Raw genomic sequence first — 22,386 nt, 5'->3', positions numbered from 1 at the left:
CTACATCTAACTGTTATAGTAATTTGGATCATTGTATTACTTATAAATTAATTTGAATCTAATCAACTTTTAACCAAAATGATAATATGATTAACCCTGATATTTTTGATTATAACGAAAGACAGTCAGATTCAGACAAAGAAATTTGCAATTTACTTTCAGAATTATTTGATCGTGAATTGAATGATGCTGAGAATAAAATCTGGCATACACATCCGGTCTGGTTTTTAGAAGGAAATCCGATTGTGGGTTACAGTAAACAGAAAAAAGGAGTCCGGCTGATGTTTTGGAGCGGAAAATCTTTTAATGAAGAACAGTTGAATGTAGAAGGTGAAAAATTTCAGGATGCATCTGTATTTTATAATAATATGAATGAAATGAATGAAACTGATATTCTACGTTGGCTGAAAAAGTCTGTGGAAATTCAGTGGGATTATAAAAATATTGTAAAAAGAAAAGGCGAATTGATCAGATTGAAATAATTCATTTAAAACATTAATCTGAGATTTTTCGGAACGAAAATTGGACTTTAATTTGAATGAAATCAAGAAAATAAGTCAATAATAATTAATAGGAACCTCACTTGTAAAAGTAGTGAGGTTTTTATTTGTCTAAATAATAAAATAATGAAAGTTTTTATAAACAAAAGAATTCCCGAAACAGGAATTACAATGCTGGAGGAAGCCGGTTTGGAAGTTATAATCCCTGAAAATGATGATTTGTCACATGAAGAATGGTTAGAATACTGTAAAAATACCGATACAATTTTAAATGTTGGCGCTAATAAATTTGATCAGGAATTTTTTGAGAAATGTCCAAACGTAAAGGCAATTGCATTGTTCAGCGTAGGTTTTGATCATGTTGATATTAAAGAAGCTACCAAAAGAAATATTCCGGTAGGAAATACGCCAGATGTTTTGAGCCGGGCTACTTCTGATGTTGCATTTTTACTGATGCAATCGGTTTCCCGAAGAGCAAGTTTTTATTTTCAAAAAGTGAAAGATGGGAATTGGGGGAATTTTGATCCACTTTATGAGCTCGGGCAGGAATTGTATGGTAAAACGTTGGGTATTTTCGGCTTAGGAAGAATTGGTTTTGAAATGGCTCAAAAATGTAAGAAAGCTTTCGGAATGAATATCATTTATCACAACAGAAATCATAATGAAGAAGCCGAAAAAGAACTGAATGCAAAATATGTTTCTTTTGATAAATTGATCGAGCAATCGGATGTTTTGAGTATTCATGCCAATTTTAAACCTGAAAAAAGTGATCTTTTTAACGCTTCAGTTTTTGAAAAAATGAAAAAGAACTCAATTTTTATCAATACGGCGAGAGGAGGTTTTCATAATCAGAAAGATTTGTATCAGGCTTTGGTTTCAGGGCAGATTTGGGGCGCTGGTTTAGACGTTACCAACCCGGAACCTATTGAAGATAATGATCCTATTTTACAATTGTCGAATGTGTGCGTTCTTCCACACATTGGTTCGGCAACGATAGAAGCCCGAAATGGAATGGCAAGACTGGCTGCAGAAAATATTATTGCTTTTTCTAAAGGACAAAAAATGCCGCATATTGCAAATCCGGAAGTATATTAAACTTGGGATTCGATTTAATTTGAAATCTTTAAAAGAAAGTTGCAATTTTCCAACTTGATTCTTTCAACTTTTTCCTTGTCTCTTATCCAATTGGAACCATTTTTGTCTATTCTAATTCAACACTAAATATAATTATTATGATAACTGAAGATAACAAAAACGAGCAAGACAGAAAACTGGAGGAAATGGATTACAGACCAAGTGAAGATATTTTCAATAAAGAAGAACACATTCCTTTAGACGGAGACGGAAATCCCATCACCAATCCCGGGCACGTCAACGACGGAATGCCTTATGGCTTAGATATTCCGGGAGCAGAGGATGATGATAATTTTGAACAAATCACAGATCAGCTTCCTGATGAAGAAAATAATCTATACAGCAGAAGCGATAATGAAGATGATCACGAAGAAGAAAATGACGATGTAGTCAGTTAAAAGTTTAATCCCCGCTATTAATTTTGCGGGGATTTGCATGTTTAGAAAAAATTCGTAAAACTATTTCTATAGTTTGTTTTTATTCTGATTTTCTTTTATAATAAAGCTGTGTCAGTCCCGTCTCGTATGTTTTTGCACTCACAAACTGAAGCTCCTGTTCTGGTCTTCCGTCTTTAAAAAGTCTTGTTCCGTTACCTAATAAAACAGGAACAATAGAAATTATAAATTCATCTACCAAATCGTTCTTTAATAATTCGTTTATTATTTCTGAGCCACCGTCACAATAAATATTTTTTCCGTTTTCAGATTGTAGTTGTTTTACCAAATCAGTCAGATTTCCTGTGTGAAAAGTGGTTCTTCCAACATTGGGTTTTTCAGTTCTTGTAATGACATAGACATCTCTTTTCCCATTATCGTAATGAGATGATCCTAATTCTTTAAGCACATAATCATAAGTTTTTCGCCCGATAATTAAGGTGTCACTGTTTTCTGTAAATTCTGAATAACCATAATCTTCACCTTCTTTTTCTACAATTTTCAGGAAACTGAGATCATCATTCGGTTTAGCAATATAACCGTCTAAACTTGTGGCAATAAAAAGTGATACTTTTCGCATGGTTTTATTTTAAATCTTAATAATAATTTTTAATGATTCCGAAGTGACATCGTTAATCATAAAATACATGATTGTAAATGTATGTGTAGCTTTTGTGTTTTGCAAATTTAAAACTAACGAAAACCAGTGTGACTGTGTAAAGGTTTTTACAATTATTGATAATGTAGGGTTTACAATTCGAAAAGATTCAAAACTTATTCTTCAATTTTTCACTTCTTTTTATTTTAAATATTAACTTTGGCAATCTTAGAATAATAAAAGAACCGAGGAGATTTCAAAATCCCGAAAGTTCATAAAAATAGTACAGAATATGAAACTTAAGTACAGTCTGCTCGCTTTGGCAGCGCCTTTCTTAATGAATGCACAACAACTCATGACACCTGAAATTCTTTGGACTTTGAAAAAAGTAGGAGTGCAGGCTGTTTCACCCGATCAATCATCGCTGATCTATAAAGTAGGACAGGTTGATCTAAAAACTGAAAAAACAAAAAACGAAAACTATTTCCTGAATGTGATCAATAATCAGTCTTCTAAAATTGATTTAGGTAAAAAAGCTTTAGTTCAATGGGATAAAAACGGATTGTACGCTCAGGAAGGTGAGAAAATCTATCTTTCAAAAGACAGCGGAAAAACGTGGACAGAATTTTACACCATTGGTGAAGCTGATAACATCGTTATTTCTCCTGATGGAAAGAAAATTGCTTTCAGCAAGCAGGTTTTGGTGGAAAAACTGATGGGGAAAGATAAATATGCAGATACTCCAAAAACAACTGCACAGATTTACACAGATCTCAATCACAGACACTGGGATTATTTTAATGAAGGGAAATACAACCATGTTTTTGTGGTTGATACTTCTTCAAGTGTAGATTCTGCTAAAGATTTATTGGAAGGAAAAACGTGGGATTCTCCGCAAAGACCTTTCGGCGGAGCAGAAGATTTTGTCTTTAGTCCGGATTCTTCAAAACTTCTGTATGTTACAAAGCCTAAAAGTGGTAAAGAATATTCTACAAGTACAAATACAGATATCTTCGCTTACGATTTAGCGTCAGCAACGACAAAAAATTTAACTGAAGGAATGATGGGTTATGATGTGAACCCAAAATTTTCACCAGATGGTAAATGGTTGTTGTGGCAAAGTATGGAGCGAGAAGGATATGAAGCAGATAAAAATGATATTGTGGTAATGGACTGGAAAACCGGTGCAAAAAGCAATATGACAGGAAACTGGGACGAAAGCGTAACCGGAACAACTTTCTGGAGCAGCGATTCTAAAAGTATCTACTTTAATGCAGCGTTTCGTGGAACTGTTCAGTTATTTTCTGTAGATCTTAAAAATGCAAAAGTTAGCCAGATTACAAAAGGGAATTTTGATGTTACTGATATTTTTGCGGAAGGAAAAAAATCTCTTTTGGTTTCAAAAACCGATATCAACCATGCTTCAGAATTATTCTCTGTAAATCTTAAAAACGGAGAATTAAGCCAGGTTACAGACGTCAATAAAGACACCTATGCGAAATTAGCACAAGGAAAATCTGAATTAAAAATGGTGAAAACCACAGACGGAAAAGAAATGGGCGTGTGGTTCCATTATCCACCAAACTTCGATCCGAATAAAAAATATCCGACTTTAGTATATTGTCAGGGAGGTCCACAATCTGGACTTACGCAATTTTTCAGTACAAGATGGAATTTTGCTTTAATGGCAGCAAACGGTTATGTTGTTGTTGCACCAAACCGCCGCGGGATGCCGGGTTGGGGAACCAAATGGAACGAAGCAATTTCAAAAGATTGGGGCGGACAACCGATGAGAGATTATTTGGCAGCAACAGATTATGCTAAAACTTTGCCTTACGTTGATGGTGACAGAGTTGCAGCCGTTGGAGCAAGTTACGGTGGTTACAGCGTATTTATGTTGGCTGGAATTCACGAGAACAGATTCAAAACATTCATCGCTCACGATGGATTATTTGATATGAAATCTTGGTATTTAACCACGGAAGAACTTTGGTTTGCCAACTGGGATTTGGGTTCACCTTGGGAAAAGCCTCTTCCAAAAGCATATACAGAATTTAACCCGAGTAATTTTGTGGATAAATGGAATAGACCAATTATGATTTTTCAGGGTGGAATAGATTACCGTGTTCCTTACGAGCAAGGTCAGGAAGCTTTCCAGGCTGCGAAATTGAGAGGTCTGAAATCAAAATTAGTATATTTCCCGAACGAAAACCACTGGGTTCTTCATCCTCAAAACGGCTTAGTTTGGCAGAGAGAATTTTTTGATTGGTTGAAAGAAACGCTTTAATAATTAAAAATGAATAATTAATTTAAGTATTCAAAAATATCAATAGGAACGGGCTTTAGCCCGTTTTTTGTTTAATAATGAAAATATTTAGTTTGATTTAAAAGAAATTTTTGCGCTTTTTGCGTTAAATAAATTCAATTCAAAATTTATATCTTAAGATTATGGAGAACCGAATTTCATCATTTCCACCATTTATTGATAGTCAATCTAAAATTTTAATTTTAGGTTCAATTCCCGGTGTGAAATCTTTAGAAAAACAACAATACTACGCTCATCCGCAAAACAAATTCTGGAAGATTATTTTTGAATTGTTTAATGAAGAATTTACAGAAGATTATTCTGAACGAATTGATATTTTAAAGAAAAATAACATTGCAATTTGGGATGTCATCGATTCCTGCGAAAGAAAAGGAAGCCTTGATTCTGAAATTAAAAACGAAGAAGCCAACCAGATTGGAACGCTTTTAGAAAGTTATCCAAACATTCAGGCAATATTTTGCAATGGCGGAAAGTCATATAAAAATCTACAGAAATTATTAGGTAAAAACTTTAGAATTCCAATATATTTATTGCCTTCAACAAGTCCGCTTCACACCATTTCTTTTGAGAGGAAATTTGAGGATTGGAAAAAGGTATTAGATTATTTATAAACTTTAAATATTTCCAATTAAAAAGATATATTTGTGTTCCACAAATTATTTACAATGAAGAAATCTTTTTTACTTTTATTATGTCTTATTTCAATGTTTGTTTTTTCTCAAGAGTATCATTTTGATCATTTTATAAGAGAGCAATCTAAACGAATAAAGCCAGATAAACAAGAATGGATTAGTGAATCATTCTATGATTCAGTCAATAATAAAAAATTAGTTTTAATAACTCAAAATAATAAAACCATAGCTACAATTTATGAGAAAGAAAATCGTATAAGACATGTTTTTAAAGTGAATAAATCGAACGGTAATCTCACTTTTGCTTATAAATATTCAAATCAGTTTCCGGAACAAAAGACGAAAGATTATGATAAAGAAAATGTAATTAAAGTCGAAAAAATTGATTCTTTATATTATAATATTATTGTTTTCAAAAATGCAAGATTAAAAAGAAAGAAAATCTCAGGAATTGTGAAAATTGAAAAATCACAATTTGATTATGTAAATTTTAGTGCAGATTATAGTAGAACAGATGAAATTAATGAAAAAATAAAATCATTTCTAAATCCTAAATTCAAATACATTGTAAGCAGTCAGCAAACAAAATATTATACTTCCGGTTATGCTTTTGAAGAATCGACTCAAAAAATTGAGAAAACCGATTTAAATATTATGGTACCTGAAAAATTAGTATTAAAAGAATATAATTATTGGTCAGATTTTGAAGAGTAAAAATGCGATTCAATCGAATCGCATTTTTTAATATTTATTTTTCAAGTCGATAAACTTCCTCATAAGGCTGAATCAAAACCCAACCATTACCTGAAAATTTCATCTGAAACTCTTCGCCGCTTCCTCTTCCAATTAAACTTTTAAAAGAAACATTGGTTTTCAGTTCTGGGCTTAGGTTTCCAGACCAGGCTACAGTTGCGTTCGGATCTGTGAAAACAGGTGCATCCGGAGTTACCAATAAAGTTAAAGGTTCACCGTGAGTTGTAATTGCGATATGTCCTGTACCGGAAAGTTTTACCTGAAACAATCCGCCCGACATTACTCCGGCAATGCTTTTCAGCATGGTGATATCACTTTTTATGCTCTGTTCGTGTGCTAAAATATCATTTCCGTTCACACAAACTGTTTCGTTATTGAGATGTAAAATTCTTACTTTTTTACCATCATCTGCAACATATAGTTTCCCTGTTCCTTCTGCTTTCATCAACTTTGCACCTTCTCCGCTGATTGCTTTTTTTAACAAATTTCCAAGTCCGCCTGAAAGCATTCCTTGTCTTTCAAAATTAATATTGCCGATATAACCAACCATGCTTCCGGTTTTTGTCCAGACAGATTGATTGTTTAGGTTGATTTCTAAAAGTGCTGGTTTTTCCAGTTCGAAATAATCTCTTTCAAGAGGGTTTTCTTTTGTTTCATTGACAAAAGATTCAATAGAATATTTGCTCATCGTTTAATATTTTGATTAAGCCAAAATAGTCATTTTTTGCTGATAAAAAATCAAAAAGAATAAAATTTAAGCCTCAAAGCCTCATGAATAAAGAGGCGTGAAATAAACACTTGACAAAGGGGTATAGAATGTTGTATATTTGCACTTCGAAAATTACACCATGTAATTTTACATAATTTTTAAACCGTAATTTAAAAAATGAAAACATCCGATTTTAATTTCGACCTTCCTGAAGAATTATTGGCAGAACACCCTTCTGAGCATAGAGATGAAGCTAGATTAATGGTTCTCGACAGAAAAACTCAAACCATTGAGCATAAATTATTCAAAGATGTAGTAGATTACTTCGATGAGAAAGATCTTTTCATCTTTAATAATACTAAAGTTTTCCCGGCTCGTCTTTACGGAAATAAAGAAAAAACAGGAGCTAAGATTGAAGTTTTCTTATTGAGAGAACTTGATAAAGAAACTCGTGTTTGGGATGTTTTGGTAGATCCTGCAAGAAAAATAAGAATTGGTAACAAATTATTCTTCACTGAAGACGAATCTTTGGTTGCTGAGGTAATCGATAATACAACTTCAAGAGGTAGAACGTTAAGATTTTTATTTGATGGTTCTTATGAAGAATTCAGATCAAAATTAAAAGAATTAGGAGAAACTCCACTTCCAAAATATATCAAAAGAGATGTAGAGCCAGAAGATGCTGAAAGATATCAGACGATTTATGCAAAAGTAGAAGGAGCTGTAGCGGCGCCAACTGCAGGTTTGCATTTCTCTAAGCATTTGATGAAGAGACTAGAGATCAAAGGAATTGATTTTGCTGAGGTAACACTTCATGTAGGATTAGGAACTTTCAACCCAATTGAGGTAGAAGATTTGTCTAAACATAAAATGGAATCTGAAGAAATCATCATCGATGAGAAAAATGCTGAAATCATCAACAGAGCTGTTCAGGAAAACAGAAGAGTTTGTGCAGTAGGAACTACAACGATGAGAGCAATTGAAACTTCTGTTTCTTCAAACAGAAAAATTTCGGCTTTCAATGGTTGGACTAATAAATTCATTTATCCACCACACGATTTCGGAATTGCCAACACAATGATTACGAATTTCCATACGCCAAAATCAACTTTAATGATGATGATTGCTGCGTTTGCCGGAAAAGATTTCCTAATGCATGCCTACGAAGAAGCCGTAAAAGAAAAGTATAAATTCTATTCTTACGGTGACGCAATGTTAATTATATAAAACAAGTAAAAAGAACCAAGTTAAAAGTATAAAAGTTAGAGGTTAAGATGAGAGAAAACGATTTACTTACGAGAACTTTTGAATTTGGAGTTAATTGTCTTATATTTTTAAGAAAACTACCAAATGATTCTGAAAGTAAATTGATAAGATTTCAGCTTGGAAAATCTGCTACATCAATTGGTGCTAATTATGAAGAATCTCAAGCCGGATCTTCTAAAGCAGACTTTAGAAATAAAGTGAAAATTGCTTTAAGAGAAGCCAGGGAAAGTAATTTTTGGCTTCGGGTTTTGGAAAAATTAGATGGTTATGATTCTGATGAATTTAAATTTCTATTGAAAGAAAGTTCCGAATTGAAAAATATTCTCGCTGCAATAGTAAATAACACTAAACTTTAAAAACTTTTTAATTTCTACTTTTAACTTGGCTCTTTAATATTATGAAAGATATAAGAACTCTATCCCTCGACCAGCTTAAAGATTATTTTGGATCTTTAGGAGAAAAACCGTTTCGTGCGAAGCAGGTTTACGATTGGCTGTGGAGCAAAAATCTGCATTCTATAGAGGAGATGACGAATCTTTCAAAGCAGCTTCGTGACAAAATTTCTGAAGAATATACCATTAATCCAGTTTCTGTAGATCAGCTTCAGAAAAGTACAGACGGAACCATTAAAAATGGAGTGAAGCTTCACGACGGCTTATTGGTAGAATCTGTTTTAATTCCTACAGAAACCAGAACCACAGCTTGTGTTTCTTCACAAGTAGGATGTTCGTTAAACTGCGAATTTTGTGCTACAGCAAGACTCAAAAGAATGAGAAATCTTGAAGTCGCTGAAATAGTAGATCAGGTTGCTTTAATTGATAGCCAAAGTAAAATGTATTTCAACAGACCGCTTTCCAATATTGTATTTATGGGAATGGGCGAGCCGATGATGAATTACAAAAATGTGGTTGAAGCGATCCGAAAAATCACTCAGCCGGAAGGTTTGGGAATGTCGCCAAGAAGAATCACTGTTTCTACATCCGGAATTCCGAAGATGATAAAAATGTTGGCAGATGATGAGTTGCGTGTAAAATTAGCTTTGTCCCTACACTCAGCGATTGAGTCTAAGCGTAACGAAATTATGCCGTTCTCGGATAAATTTCCGTTGACAGATATTATGGAATCTCTTCAATATTGGTACAAAAAAACGGGTTCAGTAGTCACTTTCGAATATTGTGTGTGGAAAGGCATTAATGACGGAGATGAGGATATTAAAGCATTAATTAAATATTGCAAACAGATTCCTTCTAAAGTCAATTTGATTCAATATAACCCAATCGGTGACGGAAAATACGACCAATGCAATAAAAAAGCAGAAGACAATTATGTTCGTCAGCTTGAGAATGCCGGAATTACCGTTATGATTCGGAAAAGTCGTGGTGGTGATATTGATGCAGCTTGCGGACAGTTGGCTAATAAAGTTACAGACTAAATTCTATTAATCATTGCCTTTTTCTAAAGGTTTTTGATTATTCTTAACAGTCAGTTTATACTTAAAATCCTATTTTTGTAGAATGAAGAAGATCATTCTATTATTTGCCCTATTCTTTTTTCAGACTGCTTTTTCTCAACAGGCAGAAATTTTTAAGCTTAAAAAATATAGAATTGCAGTTCTTAATGATTCGATTCAGGAAACTTCAGGACTGAATTTTTTTGATGGAAAACTTTACACTTTTAACGACAGTGGAAACCCGGCAGAATTGTATGAAATTGATAAAAATTCAGGAAAAATTCTAAAAGTTTTAAAAACAAATGCCGAAAATAAAGATTGGGAAGCATTAACTAACGATGGCAAAAACTTCTACATCGGAGATTTTGGAAACAATGCTGGAACAAGGCAACATTTAAAAATTTATAAAATTCCTTTTCAAAATAATCAGCTGCAAAATGATTCGATGAAAACGATTTCATTTTATTATCCTGAGCAAAAAGATTTTACTTCAAGAAATATCAACACAGATTTTGATTTGGAATCTATGATTTATTTAAATGGTAAAATCCATATTTTTACTAAAGAATGGGCTTCAAAATCTACCACGCATTACACGATTGATCCAGAAGTTTTTGAAAATCAGCCCGCTCAAAAAATAGAATCTTACAAAACAAATTTTGTCGTAACAGATGCTTCTTATTTTGATAAAAAGCTTTACGTAGTGGGTTACACCAAGAAAACAGAAGTGTTTTTAAATATCTTTAATGAATCTGAGCCTGGAATATTTTTCAATGAAAACTCCAGACATCTTTACTTGGGAAGTGCTTTAACGATTGGTCAGATCGAGGGAATTGCTGTTGATGAAACCGGAGTTTATATTTCCGGCGAAAAATTTTATTCGCCTATTAAGAAGACCAAGCCATTTTTTTATTTTATTCCTAAAGAAAAACTCAAACTTTAATTTCTGTTAAAATTGGCGGAAAAAAATTATCTTTGTGAGAATTAATAAATACTCACCCATCATTCTTACTTCGTGGCAAACATTGTAGAAGAAATCAAGCAGCCGATCAATGAGGAAATGAAACTTTTCGAACAAAAGTTTTATGAATCTATGCAGAGCAGAGTCGCTTTACTCGATAAAGTTACCCGTTTTATTGTTACCACAAAAGGGAAACAGATGCGTCCGATGTTTGTGTTTCTGTGTGCAAAATTAATTGGCGATGTTAACGAAAAAACGTATCGTGGCGCTTCAATGATTGAGTTGATTCACACGGCAACTTTGGTTCACGATGATGTGGTGGATGAAAGTTTTAAACGTCGTAATTTCTTTTCAATCAATGCATTGTGGAAAAATAAAATTGCGGTTTTAGTAGGTGATTTTTTACTTTCAAAAGCGGTACTGCTTTCTACCGATCATAAAGACTATGATTTGCTTTCCGTGATTTCAAGAACGATCAGAGAAATGTCTGAAGGCGAACTTCTTCAATTGGAAAAAGCCAGAAAACTTGATATTACCGAAGATGTTTATTATGAAATTATCCGCCAGAAAACAGCAACCTTAATTGCCGCCTGCTGCGAAATCGGCGCTCTGTCGAATAACGCAGACGAAGCTTTAGCCAAGAAAATGATGCAGTTTGGAACATACACCGGAATGGCTTTTCAGATTAAAGATGATTTGTTCGATTATTTAAGTTCAAATGTCATCGGAAAACCTGTCGGAATCGATATCAAAGAACAAAAGATGACTTTGCCGTTGATTCATACTTTAAAAATAGCCGGCGAAACCGACAGAAAGTATTATTTCAATACGATTAAACGTTATAATAACGATCAAAAAAGGGTGAAAGAACTGATTGCTTTTGTAAAAAGTTCGGGCGGTTTAGATTACGCAATTACCGTGATGAAAGATTTTCAGCAAAAAGCAAAAGATATCCTCAATGAATTTCCGGATTCTCAGGTAAGAGAATCTTTGCATAAAATGCTTGATTACGTTATCGAAAGAAAGTTCTAAAAGATTTTTTTGTTTATTTAAGTCTCGCAGATTAAGGAAATTTTGCTGATTTAAAATAATAAGCACAATCTGCAAAATCAGCGAGAGAAAATATAATGACTAATTTTAATACATAATATTTTTAACCGCAAAAGCGACAAAAGAAATGCTAAAAAAGAGGATGTCAAAGTCCACAAAATGTAGAATCTTTGGTTATTATTTGTTTTGCTTGCTTTTGAATAGCTAATTCATCATAAAATCTTTTGTTGCTTTTGCGGTTAAAACTCATGAAATATCTTTTTCATGTACGAAAAATTACTAATCTAAAATCATCGTTGTTACCATAATCACCGACAAAACAATACAAAATAATGCGGATAAAAATAAATAATCCGCAATCTGCTCGTATCTGTTCTCCATCTTTTCCTTCCGTGATCTTATTGCCAAAAATGAGAGAAAACTGCTGCATGCAAAAAGTACACATGCGACTCCTGCGAATTCATCCAGATATGTATTGTGGCTCGTTTTTGTGATTTTCAGCGAAGTGATAATCAGCATCGAAAAACCTAGTAAATTGCTGGATGCATTGAGTATATGAGATGATTTTTTTTCCATTTTCTTTATATTATGTAAAATTAAGACATCATAATCTTGATTATCAAATTTTTAAAAAACATTATTGAAAATTAAAATTAATATAAAAAGTGTATATTAGCAAAATACTTCATTAATAAAAAATATTTAATATTTGGCTATGCAGACAACCTATATTGAAACTCAACAGATCTCCTTTCAAGATTTTAAAAATCAGATACTTGAAGACTATAAGTTAGGAAGAATCTCTCGTGAAATGTCTTACCTGGGCAGAAGAGAAGTACTTACCGGAAAAGCTAAATTCGGAATTTTTGGAGACGGAAAAGAGCTTCCGCAGCTTGCAATGGCAAAAGTTTTCAGAAACGGAGATTTCCGTTCAGGATATTACAGAGATCAAACTTTTGCATTAGCAGCAGATGCTTTGACGGTTGAAAGTTTCTTTGCTCAGTTGTATGCAGATACAAGTGTAGAAAGAGAGCCTGCTTCTGCCGGAAGACAGATGAACGGGCACTTTGCGACAAGAAGTTTAAATGAAGACGGAAGCTGGAAAGATTTAACTGCGCAGAAAAATATTTCTTCCGACATTTCTCCTACTGCAGGTCAAATGCCTAGATTATTAGGTTTAGCACAAGCTTCAAACATATATAAAACCGTACAGTTTGAGGGTTCTGAAAAATTCTCCAATAAAGGTGGCGAAGTTGCTTTCGGTACCATCGGAGACGCTTCTACAGCAGAAGGTCACTTCTGGGAAACATTGAATGCTGCGTGTGCGCTTCAGGTTCCGATGATTGTTTCGATCTGGGATGACGGTTACGGAATTTCTGTTCCTACAATGAAGCAGAGAGCAAAAGCTGATATTTCTGAAATGTTGAGCGGTTTCCAGAGAAAAGAAGGTGAAAACCAAGGTTGTGAAATTATTCAGGTGAAAGCTTGGGATTATCCTTCATTATTGGATGCCTACGCAAGAGCTGAGCAATTTGCAAGAATGGAATCTGTTCCGGTTGTAGTTCACGTAATTGAAGTGACGCAGCCACAAGGTCACTCGACTTCAGGTTCTCATGAAAGATATAAGAATGAAGAACGTTTATCTTGGGAGTCTCAGTTTGACGGATTATTGAAATTCAGAGAATGGATTTTAAATTATTCAATCGAAATTGAAGGGCAAGAAGAAATTATTGCAACTGTTGAAGAACTTGACTCAATCGATGATGAAGCTAAAAAAACGGTAAAAAACGGGCAAAAAAATGCTTGGGAAAATTATCAGAAAACGATTACTGAACTAGCTTTTTCAGTTTTGCCTTTAGTTGAAAACCTGAAAGGACAAAATTCTGAAATTGAAACGTATATTAATCAATACAATAAATTAGTTTCAAAAGCGAAGAAAGATGTCTTCCATTTGGTAAGAAAATCTTTGTTGGCGACAAGAGGAACAAATTCTGCAGAAAGAAACCAATTGATGCAGAAATACAACGAGATTTTTGAGGTTGAAAAAGACAATTATTCTTCTCATTTGTATTCTCAATCTCAATGGAAAGCTGAAAATATTCAAGAAATCAAGCCCATCTATTCTGATGCTTCGGAAGATGTAGACGGAAGAGTAGTGGTAAGAAATAATTTCGATAAAATATTCGAAAAATATCCTCAAACTTTAGTCTTTGGTGAAGATGCCGGAAATATCGGTGACGTAAACCAGGGTCTTGAAGGAATGCAGGAAAAATATGGTGACGTACGTGTTGCTGATACAGGAATCCGTGAGGCTACCATTTTAGGTCAGGGAATCGGAATGGCGATGAGAGGTTTAAGACCAATTGCTGAAATTCAGTATTTAGACTATATTTTGTATTGTTTACAGGGAATGAGTGATGATTTGGCGACCGTTCAGTACAGAACAAAAGGTGGTCAGAAAGCTCCTTTAATTATCAGAACAAGAGGTCACAGATTGGAAGGAGTTTGGCATTCTGGTTCGCCAATGGCGGGAATTTTGAACCTTTCAAAAGGTATTTTGGTATTGGTGCCGAGAAACTTAACCAAAGCTGCAGGATTCTATAATACGATGCTTCAAAGTGACGATCCAGCCGTAATTGTTGAATGTCTGAATGGTTACAGATTAAAAGAAAAACAACCGGATAATTTAGGTGAATTCACCGTTCCTGTCGGGAAAATTGAAGTTACAAAAGAAGGAAAAGATGTTACTTTGGTAACTTATGGTTCGACTTGGAGAATTGTAATGGAAGCAGCGGAAGAACTTGAGAAATTAGGAATCTCTGCAGAAGTTATTGACGTTCAGTCATTAATTCCTTTCGACTTAACGCATGAAATTGCTGAAAGCGTGAAAAGAACCAACAGATTGGTGGTAATCGACGAAGATGTAGAAGGTGGAACCTCAGCGTTTATTCTACAACAGATTTTAGAGAAGCAAAAAGCATTCAGATTCCTAGATTCTGATCCGTTGACGATTGCTGCAAATGACCACAGACCGGCTTATGCAAGTGATGGTGATTATTTCTCTAAACCATCTTCTGATGATATGGTTGAAAGAATTTACGCAATGTTTAACGAAACAAATCCTCAGAAATATCCTGCGATATTTTAATTGAGATTTTAGATAAATTTTGAAACCGCTTTCTTTTTGGAAGCGGTTTTTTTGTACATTAGAAAACTGAAAATATTAAAAACTTATATAACGTTGAAGAGATTCTCTATTATAACAGTCCTAATTTTGCTAGCAAGTTGTACTCAGAAAACTGAACAATATTGCGATGACGCATTTGTTCGGGGAAATAATTACATTTTAAACTCAGACTTTCTAAATGCAAAGAAAGAGTTTGTAAATTCTATAAAATCAAATCCTAAAAATTCAAATGCATATTACGGTCTTGCATTTACTTATTCTATTGAAGGTAATAATACTGCGGCAATAAAAAACTATTCTGAAGCAATAAATTTAAATAAGAATTTTACTTTAGCTTATTATGGTAGATCGAATAGTTATTTTGCTTATGGAAATTTAAAAGAAGCCAAATCTGATATCGAAAAAGTTATTGAGTTAAATGATAAATTACCTTCAGCATATCAATTATTGGCTAATATAGAAAGTCAAAATTCAAACTATTTAAATGCGATTGAGAGTATTAATAAAGCAATTAATCTGGAACCGGAGAGTTCAGTTTCTTATTTTGTAAAAGGCACTTTGCAAGGTAATAGTGGTGATTTGGAAAATGCCATTAACAGCTTATCAAAATCCTTAAAATTGAACCCTAAAAATGGAATGGCTTATATTTATAGAGGAACATTTAAATCTCAACTCGAAGATAAAAAAGGGGCTTGTGAAGACTTTCACAGTGCAGAAAAATTAGGTTTTAAAGCGAAAACTTATATTGATAATTATTGTAAATAATAATTTACAGTAAATAAGCCGAGAATATGTTATATTGAATGAAAGAACTTCAAACGCTAGTTTGTTTTACTTTTTTATTTTCTAATATAAACTTACAATCTTCAGCTTTTTCAGGATCATAAACATGATATTTTGTTTCCCATTCTTCCAATTGATATAAAATCGGCAAAAGCGCCAAACCTTTTTCTGTCAACGAATATTCTACTCTTGGCGGAAGTTCTTTAAACTCTTCACGAATGATCAATCCGTCAGTTTGCATTTCTCTAAGCTGATCGGTCAGAACTTTTCTTGAAATTACATTAATGCGCACAGCAAGTTCTCCAAAACGTAATTTTCGGTCTTTGATAACCAATACGATGATTGGTTTCCATTTGCTTCCCAATGCAGACATTGCTTTACCAAGAGGACAGCTGTATTCCATTAATTCACTCTTTTTCATAAGGAAATTTTTATTTTTTTAAAAACTTTAGAGAATCAAAGATTCCATACGTTACTTTCAGGTTACTAATGTAAGTTACTGCGAAGTTACCACTATTTTTTCATTGAAAGATACAAAAACAAACTATTATTAGTTACTTTGTGTAACAATTACAAACAAATACTTTAAAAATGAGTACAGAATCATTATTTAAACCATTTCAATACAAAAATTTAGAACTAAAAAATAGAATAGTAATGGCTCCGATGACAAGAGCGCAATCTGATAACGGAGTTCCCACTCAGCAAATTGTAGATTATTATGCAAGAAGAGCTGCTTCGGAAGTAGGATTGATTCTTTCTGAAGGAACAGTAATCAACAGACCCGGATCAAAAAATATTCAGAATATCCCGGATTTTTATGGAACTGAAGCTTTAAACGGCTGGAAAAACGTCATCGATGCAGTTCACCAAAATGGAGGGAAAATGGGACCTCAGATTTGGCACGTTGGTGATACCCGAAGTTCAGAAGATTATCCTTTAGTTGATATGGAAAAAGCTTCTACAATGACTTTGGAAGATATTCAGGATACCATTGCTCAGTTTGCGGCTTCGGCAAAATCGGCAAAAGATTTAGGATTTGATGTTTTAGAAATTCACGGAGCTCATGGTTATTTAATCGATCAGTTTTTTTGGGAAGTAACCAATACCAGAACCGATGAATACGGTGGGAAAACAATAAAAGAAAGAAGCAAATTCGCTGTAGATGTTGTAAAAGCAATGCGAGCTGCAGTAGGTGAAGATTTCACGATTATTATCCGCCTTTCTCAATGGAGACAGCAGGATTATAAAAGCAGATTGGCAGTAAATCCTAATGAAATGGAAGATTGGTTGTTGCCATTAAAAGAAGCCGGAGTAGATATTTTCCACTGTTCACAAAGACGTTTCTGGGAACCTGAATTTGAAGGTTCAGATCTGAACTTCGCAGGTTGGGCAAAAAAAATAACGGGTCAGCCAACAATTACCGTAGGCTCTGTAGGATTAAGCGGTGATTTTATGTCAGCTTTTGCAGGAGAAGGTTCCGAAAAAGCAGATCTTAAAAAGTTGGTAAGAAGACTTGACCGTGAAGATTTTGATCTGGTTGCGGTAGGACGTGCTTTGTTGAGCGATTATCAATGGGCAAAGAAAATAAAAGACGGCAGAGTAGAAGAGCTTACAGATTTTGCTGGTTCTAGTTTAGGAGTGCTTTATTAAAAAAAACTACAGTGAATTGCAGGTTTGCTTCGTGGTCAATTTATTATTTAAACTTTATTTCCACTATTCACCTGAGAAGTAAAATGGGCAGTTCACTTTTATTTTATATATAATTTTACCTATAATTTTTTTAATTTTTAGAGGAACCGTTTTCAATTTTTTTGAAAGCGGTTTTTTATTTTTAATAATACTGAATTCTCTTAAAGCAAAGTTCGCAAAGAGATTAATCAAAAAAACCGCCCGAAAAAATTCAGACGGTCTATTAACAAGTTTAAATATCTAAAATTGTCACCTAGTAGACAATAATGATTTCTTACAAACCAATGTTTTTGCTTGGTTTCAATTGCTTTTTAATGTTTTTAGGAATTGCATTTTTGTGAACCAAAATAGCAGTAGATTTATACTCCACATAAGGTTTTGTTACATACAAATATCCTTCAAAATCATTGGTTACACCCCAAGAATTTTTCACCATATAATATTCTTTACCAGACTGATCCTTTGCCAAACCAACGATGTGCATTCCGTGGTCATCGGTTGTAGAAAGATTGTTTAAAGCTTTCTGACGCATGTCTTCAGTAATGGTTTTATCTTTTTTAGGCTGAGTGAATAGATCTTTTTTTACTTCCGGAGTAATTTGGTCTAAATCTACATCAGGAACGTAAGCAACTCCATTTTTGTATGAAAAATAAGGCTCAGAAACGTCTGTTGCCCAACCTACAGAATATCCTTTGCTTACTGCATTGTCGATAATCGCAGTCAGTTCATTCATTGGGATATTCCAGTCAGAATCATGGCTCCAGTTATCAGGAATCGGAACTACAAATTTTTGGTAATAAGGATAATCTTTGTATGAAGATAGCTCAACATAATCTTCAGGATTAATTCCTACCACTTCTTTAGCAAAAGTTTTCGGCGTATAATTTTTTCCTTCATAGGTAAAGTTAGCAGGCACTTTTCCTAAATATTCATCCAAAATAGCATCGACAGAATCCATCCAGCTATCTGAAAGTTTTCCTTTTGAAGAAGCTGCTACAAGACTATCTAAAACTGGTTTCAGTTTTTCCTGCATTTCTTTAAAATTATTTAAAGTCTGCCCGGCTTTCAAACCTGTGTAAGCTTCCTGTGGAACTGCTCCGTATTTTTTGTACATATTCACAACATCGTGAAGCTCACCTCCATCTCCCCAACTGATTGCTCCGCTGTTTAACACGTATAATTTTGCTTTATCGTGATAAGAATTTCTTGCGGTAAAGATTTCAGCCAAATCAACCGGCTTTTTGCCCATCCTCTGCATTTCAGACTCAAGGAAAGAGTTTCCTGAATAGCTCCAGCATGTTCCTGATGAACCTTGGTTTTTTACCGAAGTTGCACCCACATCTTTTAACGTGGTAAATTGGAAATTGGCATTTTGAGACTGATTGTTTTTCAACTTGTTGATCAGGTCATCCTGAGCAAACATCATACTTCCTGCGCATAAAACAAAAAGTAATGACGCAAATCTTTTGTTTTTCATAAGTAACGATCTATTTATTTTTAAAGGTGATTTTCAAATTGGATTCGATCAAAATTTCTCCTCTTAATCAAACCCAATTTTATCAGCTTTAAAATTATATTCTAATAGTCTGCAATGTTAAGGATATGTTACAAGATTTTATGTTAAAAAAGGGTTAAAATTGAGTGGGAGGGTTTTAGGGAATTAGAGTTGGGGTGTTTTAGAGTTTTAGAGTGATTTTATTAGTTTTAACTTAAGATTTATAAATATTAATAATATACGAGTTTCAGTCTATCAACTATCAACTAAAAACTATCAGCAACTTTCCTTATTTTTAAAAAAAGTTTACAATGTTTCCAACCTGCCCGAAGTTTCCTGCATCTATAAGAGTATAAAGCCTGACTATGGAAAAAGAATTACTGATAGAATGCCAACGGAACGACCGCAATGCACAGCGGAAAGTTTACGAAAAAATGGCGGGCAAACTGTATGCGGTTTGCAAACGCTATCTGAAAAACGATGAAGACATACAAGAAGTATTGGCCGATACTTTTTATAAGATCTTTACGAAACTTAATCAACTGCAAAACCATGATATTTTTGAAGCTTGGGCAAAAAAAATTGCGGTGAATGAATGTTTGCAAAAACTCAGAAGTATGAAAGCGCTTTATATTTCATTAGACGATCAGTTTGTAGAATCTCCGGATACTTTAGCTGATACAGTTTCTTTTGAAAAAGATATTTTGAAACTTCTGAATTTTCTTCCTGAAGGTTGCAGAGCAATTTTCAACCTATTTGCCATTGAAGGATATCCGCATAAAGAGATTGCAACAATGCTTTCGATAAGCGAAGGAACATCAAAATCTCAGCTGAATTTTGCACGGAAAAAACTTCAGGAATTATTGGTAAATCATAACATTTAAACTTTTACACAATGGAAAATAATCACGATATAGATAAAAAATTCAATGAGGCTTCTCACTCTTTGGAAGAACCTGCTACTTTTCCGGGTTTTGATAAAGTTTGGGCTAAAGTTGAAGAAAAATTAGATAAAAAAGAAGATAAGAAAAGAATCATTCCAATTTGGTTTCCTTATGGAATTGCTGCAAGTTTGATCATTGGTTTGGGAGCATTTTACTTTATTAGTATAAATAATGTTTCTGAAATTAATAAACCTGCAATTGCTCAAAATACGGTTTCTCTTAAATTAAATTCAGATGTTCAGGCGGTTGATAGTACGGTGAAATCTAATATTGAAAAAGAAATTTATTCTCAAAAAGAAAGTCATAAGCCTGAGGTTTTGGTATATGAATCATTTGTTCCCGAACCTAAAATTTCTCCCATTTATAATAATGAAATGCCATCGCAAAACTCAAATATAACACACGGGAATGTAGTTTATATGGAACCAGATGGTGATGGTATTTTGGATTATGATGACAAAGAAATTAATATTGAAGAAGTTGTAGTGACAGGTTATAGAGCTGAAAAAAAACAATCTTATACTTCAAATGCTACTTCAATAACATCTACAGAAATTTTAAACAATCAAAAATCCAGTTCGCAAGGTTATGTAAATTCATTACCAATAATTGCGATGGGAAATAATAATAGTATTCAATATCAAAATTCTGCACCAAATTATAATATTAAAAATGAATTCAAACAAAATAATAATATTTCACAAACTTTAATTGGAACAGTTTCAGGTCTTCAAATAATGCCAAATTTAGGAATTCCAGGTTCTTCCAAACCAATTTTAATCAGAGGAATGAGTACTTTAAATGCAAGCTCAAATCCTTTATATGTTATCAACGGAAAAATTTCAGACAGTAAAGCTTTTAGCACTTTAAACCCAAATACAATTGAAAGTGTTTCTGTTTTAAAAGACGCTTCCGCAACAGCAATTTATGGAAACAGAGCTTCAAATGGAGTGATCGTCATTAAAACTAAAAAACTATCGAGAAAAGAAAGAAAAGCTTTTGAGAAACTGCAGAAAGTTCAGGATAGTATTAATATTTCAAAACAGATCCAGCAAAGAAATAGTGAAGAATACGATGCTTTTGTAGAGAATCCTTTTGCATTGACGAAAAATCAGTCGGTCTCAACGTTTTCGATTGATGTTGATAAAGCGGCGTATTCCAACATTCGCAGAATGATTAACAATGGAGAATATGTAAATAAAAATGCGGTGAGAATTGAGGAAATGATTAATTATTTTAAATACGATTATCCGCAACCAAAAAATAATCAGCCGTTTTCAATTAATACAGAATACAATGATTCCCCTTGGAATAAACAACATAAATTACTGAAAATAGGATTACAGGGAAAGGAAATTCCAACAGATAAACTTCCCAATTCAAATTTTGTGTTTCTGATTGATGTTTCAGGCTCAATGAATGAACCGAATAAATTACCATTGTTGAAATCTTCTTTTAAAGTACTTTTGGATCAATTAAGACCAACCGATAAAGTAGGAATTGTAGTCTATGCGGGAAGCGCAGGAATGGTTTTACCACCGACTTCGGCCAAAGAAAAAAATAAAATTATTGAAGCTTTAGATAAACTTCAGGCAGGCGGAAGTACAGCGGGTGGACAAGGGATTGAATTAGCTTACAAATTGGCTCAGGAAAATTTCATCAAAAATGGAAACAATCGTGTAATCATCGCTACAGACGGAGATTTTAATGTGGGAGCTTCTTCAACAGGCGATCTTCAGACTTTGGTAGAAGAAAAAAGAAAATCTGGCGTTTTCCTTACGTGTTTAGGTTTCGGAATGGGAAATTTCAAAGATAACCGCATGGAAACTTTAGCCAATAAAGGAAACGGAAATTATGCTTACATCGATAATCTTCAGGAAGCCAATAAATTTCTTGGAAAAGAGTTTGCCGGAAACATGTATGCCATTGCTAAAGATGTGAAAATTCAGATTGAATTTAATCCGAAATACGTAAAGTCTTACCGCTTGATTGGTTACGAAAACCGAAAACTAAAGAACGAAGATTTTACCAACGATAAAATTGACGCAGGAGAATTGGGAAGCGGTCACACCGTAACGGCTTTATACGAAGTCATTCCTGCCGATGTGAATTCTGAATTTTTACCAAAAGAAAATGATCTAAAATATACTAAAAATACAAATGATGAAAATTTTAATAATGAATTGGCAACGGTAAAATTCAGATACAAAAAACCTGATGGTGATCAAAGTTCTGAAATTGTTCAGGTTGTTAAAAATACCAATCAATCTTTTTCATCCTCGAGCGATGACTTCAAATTTGCTTCTTCAGTTGCTTGGTTTGGCTTGGTTTTAAGAAATTCTGCACTAATAAAAAATAAAGATTTAAAAGATATTGAAAGCCTTGCTAAAAAAGGAAGAGGAAAAGATGAAGATGGCTACAGAGCGGAGTTTGTGAGATTGGTAGAAACGTACGAATCGACACAAAAATAAC

General features: G+C 33.7%; 21 protein-coding genes. 16 read left to right on the top strand and 5 right to left on the bottom strand.

Annotation, left to right across the window (positions count from 1 at the left end; genetic code table 11):
- Positions 1-86 precede the first annotated feature (86 nt).
- The 3 genes from EG358_RS15310 to EG358_RS15300 all read left to right on the top strand — a co-directional run bounded on the left by EG358_RS15310 (position 87) and on the right by EG358_RS15300 (position 2,032).
- Positions 87-482 (top strand): DUF1801 domain-containing protein, encoded by a 396-nt coding sequence (locus tag EG358_RS15310; protein ID WP_076560679.1) that lies wholly within the window; start codon positions 87-89, stop codon positions 480-482.
- A gap of 144 nt (positions 483-626) precedes the next feature.
- Positions 627-1,595, top strand: a complete 969-nt coding sequence (locus EG358_RS15305) for a 2-hydroxyacid dehydrogenase (RefSeq protein ID WP_076560681.1) — start codon at positions 627-629, stop codon at positions 1,593-1,595.
- Positions 1,596-1,732: 137 nt separating this feature from the next.
- Complete coding sequence (locus EG358_RS15300) at positions 1,733-2,032, top strand: hypothetical protein (protein ID WP_076560683.1); 300 nt, start codon at positions 1,733-1,735, stop codon at positions 2,030-2,032.
- A gap of 79 nt (positions 2,033-2,111) precedes the next feature.
- Here EG358_RS15300 and EG358_RS15295 read toward each other — a convergent pair whose 3' ends face one another.
- Positions 2,112-2,648: a dihydrofolate reductase family protein gene (locus EG358_RS15295; protein WP_076560685.1), complete on the bottom strand. Its 537-nt coding sequence runs from the start codon at positions 2,646-2,648 to the stop codon at positions 2,112-2,114.
- Between the two features lie 310 nt (positions 2,649-2,958).
- On the opposite strand from EG358_RS15295, the gene EG358_RS15290 reads away from it, so the two are divergent.
- The 3 genes from EG358_RS15290 to EG358_RS15280 all read left to right on the top strand — a co-directional run bounded on the left by EG358_RS15290 (position 2,959) and on the right by EG358_RS15280 (position 6,338).
- Positions 2,959-4,953: a S9 family peptidase gene (locus tag EG358_RS15290; RefSeq protein ID WP_076560687.1), complete on the top strand. Its 1,995-nt coding sequence runs from the start codon at positions 2,959-2,961 to the stop codon at positions 4,951-4,953.
- Positions 4,954-5,114: 161 nt separating this feature from the next.
- Positions 5,115-5,603 carry a DNA-deoxyinosine glycosylase gene (locus EG358_RS15285; RefSeq protein ID WP_076560690.1) on the top strand — a complete coding sequence of 163 codons (489 nt, stop codon included), beginning with the start codon at positions 5,115-5,117 and terminating at the stop codon, positions 5,601-5,603.
- A gap of 54 nt (positions 5,604-5,657) precedes the next feature.
- Complete coding sequence (locus tag EG358_RS15280) at positions 5,658-6,338, top strand: hypothetical protein (protein ID WP_076560692.1); 681 nt, start codon at positions 5,658-5,660, stop codon at positions 6,336-6,338.
- A 34-nt stretch (positions 6,339-6,372) separates the two neighbouring features.
- On the opposite strand, the gene EG358_RS15275 is transcribed toward EG358_RS15280, so the two are convergent.
- On the bottom strand, positions 6,373-7,065 hold the full coding sequence (locus EG358_RS15275; protein WP_076560694.1) for an AIM24 family protein: 693 nt from the start codon (positions 7,063-7,065) through the stop codon (positions 6,373-6,375).
- A 198-nt stretch (positions 7,066-7,263) separates the two neighbouring features.
- On the opposite strand from EG358_RS15275, the gene queA reads away from it, so the two are divergent.
- The 5 genes from queA (at position 7,264) to EG358_RS15250 (ending at position 11,795) form a co-directional block, all read left to right on the top strand.
- Entirely contained in the window at positions 7,264-8,313 is a 1,050-nt protein-coding gene (gene queA / locus EG358_RS15270; RefSeq protein ID WP_076560696.1) for a tRNA preQ1(34) S-adenosylmethionine ribosyltransferase-isomerase QueA, read from the top strand.
- A gap of 47 nt (positions 8,314-8,360) precedes the next feature.
- Positions 8,361-8,708 (top strand): four helix bundle protein, encoded by a 348-nt coding sequence (locus EG358_RS15265; protein ID WP_076560698.1) that lies wholly within the window; start codon positions 8,361-8,363, stop codon positions 8,706-8,708.
- A gap of 41 nt (positions 8,709-8,749) precedes the next feature.
- Positions 8,750-9,784 (top strand): 23S rRNA (adenine(2503)-C(2))-methyltransferase RlmN, encoded by a 1,035-nt coding sequence (gene rlmN, locus EG358_RS15260; protein ID WP_076560700.1) that lies wholly within the window; start codon positions 8,750-8,752, stop codon positions 9,782-9,784.
- 82 nt (positions 9,785-9,866) lie between these two features.
- Entirely contained in the window at positions 9,867-10,745 is an 879-nt protein-coding gene (locus EG358_RS15255; RefSeq protein WP_076560701.1) for a hypothetical protein, read from the top strand.
- A 72-nt stretch (positions 10,746-10,817) separates the two neighbouring features.
- Complete coding sequence (locus EG358_RS15250) at positions 10,818-11,795, top strand: polyprenyl synthetase family protein (protein WP_076560703.1); 978 nt, start codon at positions 10,818-10,820, stop codon at positions 11,793-11,795.
- 297 nt (positions 11,796-12,092) lie between these two features.
- On the opposite strand, the gene EG358_RS15245 is transcribed toward EG358_RS15250, so the two are convergent.
- Positions 12,093-12,389, bottom strand: a complete 297-nt coding sequence (locus EG358_RS15245) for a hypothetical protein (RefSeq protein ID WP_076560705.1) — start codon at positions 12,387-12,389, stop codon at positions 12,093-12,095.
- Between the two features lie 139 nt (positions 12,390-12,528).
- Here EG358_RS15245 and EG358_RS15240 point away from each other — a divergent pair, with 139 nt between their 5' ends.
- A complete protein-coding gene (locus EG358_RS15240) occupies positions 12,529-14,961 on the top strand; it encodes an alpha-ketoacid dehydrogenase subunit alpha/beta (RefSeq protein ID WP_076560707.1) in 2,433 nt (810 codons plus the stop codon).
- 93 nt (positions 14,962-15,054) lie between these two features.
- Entirely contained in the window at positions 15,055-15,765 is a 711-nt protein-coding gene (locus EG358_RS15235; RefSeq protein WP_123890125.1) for a tetratricopeptide repeat protein, read from the top strand.
- Positions 15,766-15,814: 49 nt separating this feature from the next.
- Here EG358_RS15235 and EG358_RS15230 read toward each other — a convergent pair whose 3' ends face one another.
- A complete protein-coding gene (locus EG358_RS15230; RefSeq protein ID WP_076560711.1) occupies positions 15,815-16,204 on the bottom strand; it encodes a winged helix-turn-helix transcriptional regulator in 390 nt (129 codons plus the stop codon).
- A gap of 170 nt (positions 16,205-16,374) precedes the next feature.
- On the opposite strand from EG358_RS15230, the gene EG358_RS15225 reads away from it, so the two are divergent.
- On the top strand, positions 16,375-17,436 hold the full coding sequence (locus EG358_RS15225; RefSeq protein WP_076560712.1) for an NADH:flavin oxidoreductase: 1,062 nt from the start codon (positions 16,375-16,377) through the stop codon (positions 17,434-17,436).
- A 313-nt stretch (positions 17,437-17,749) separates the two neighbouring features.
- On the opposite strand, the gene EG358_RS15220 is transcribed toward EG358_RS15225, so the two are convergent.
- Entirely contained in the window at positions 17,750-18,952 is a 1,203-nt protein-coding gene (locus EG358_RS15220) for a C1 family peptidase (RefSeq protein ID WP_076560714.1), read from the bottom strand.
- 383 nt (positions 18,953-19,335) lie between these two features.
- On the opposite strand from EG358_RS15220, the gene EG358_RS15215 reads away from it, so the two are divergent.
- Together EG358_RS15215 and EG358_RS15210 are read left to right on the top strand one after the other, a co-directional pair.
- Entirely contained in the window at positions 19,336-19,854 is a 519-nt protein-coding gene (locus EG358_RS15215; protein ID WP_076560717.1) for an RNA polymerase sigma factor, read from the top strand.
- A gap of 11 nt (positions 19,855-19,865) precedes the next feature.
- Complete coding sequence (locus tag EG358_RS15210; RefSeq protein WP_076560719.1) at positions 19,866-22,385, top strand: vWA domain-containing protein; 2,520 nt, start codon at positions 19,866-19,868, stop codon at positions 22,383-22,385.
- Position 22,386 lies beyond the last annotated feature (1 nt).

It is taken from the genome of Chryseobacterium indoltheticum (genome assembly GCF_003815915.1).
GTDB lineage: Bacteria > Bacteroidota > Bacteroidia > Flavobacteriales > Weeksellaceae > Chryseobacterium > Chryseobacterium indoltheticum.
This window is presented reverse-complemented; position numbering and strand designations above follow the sequence as displayed.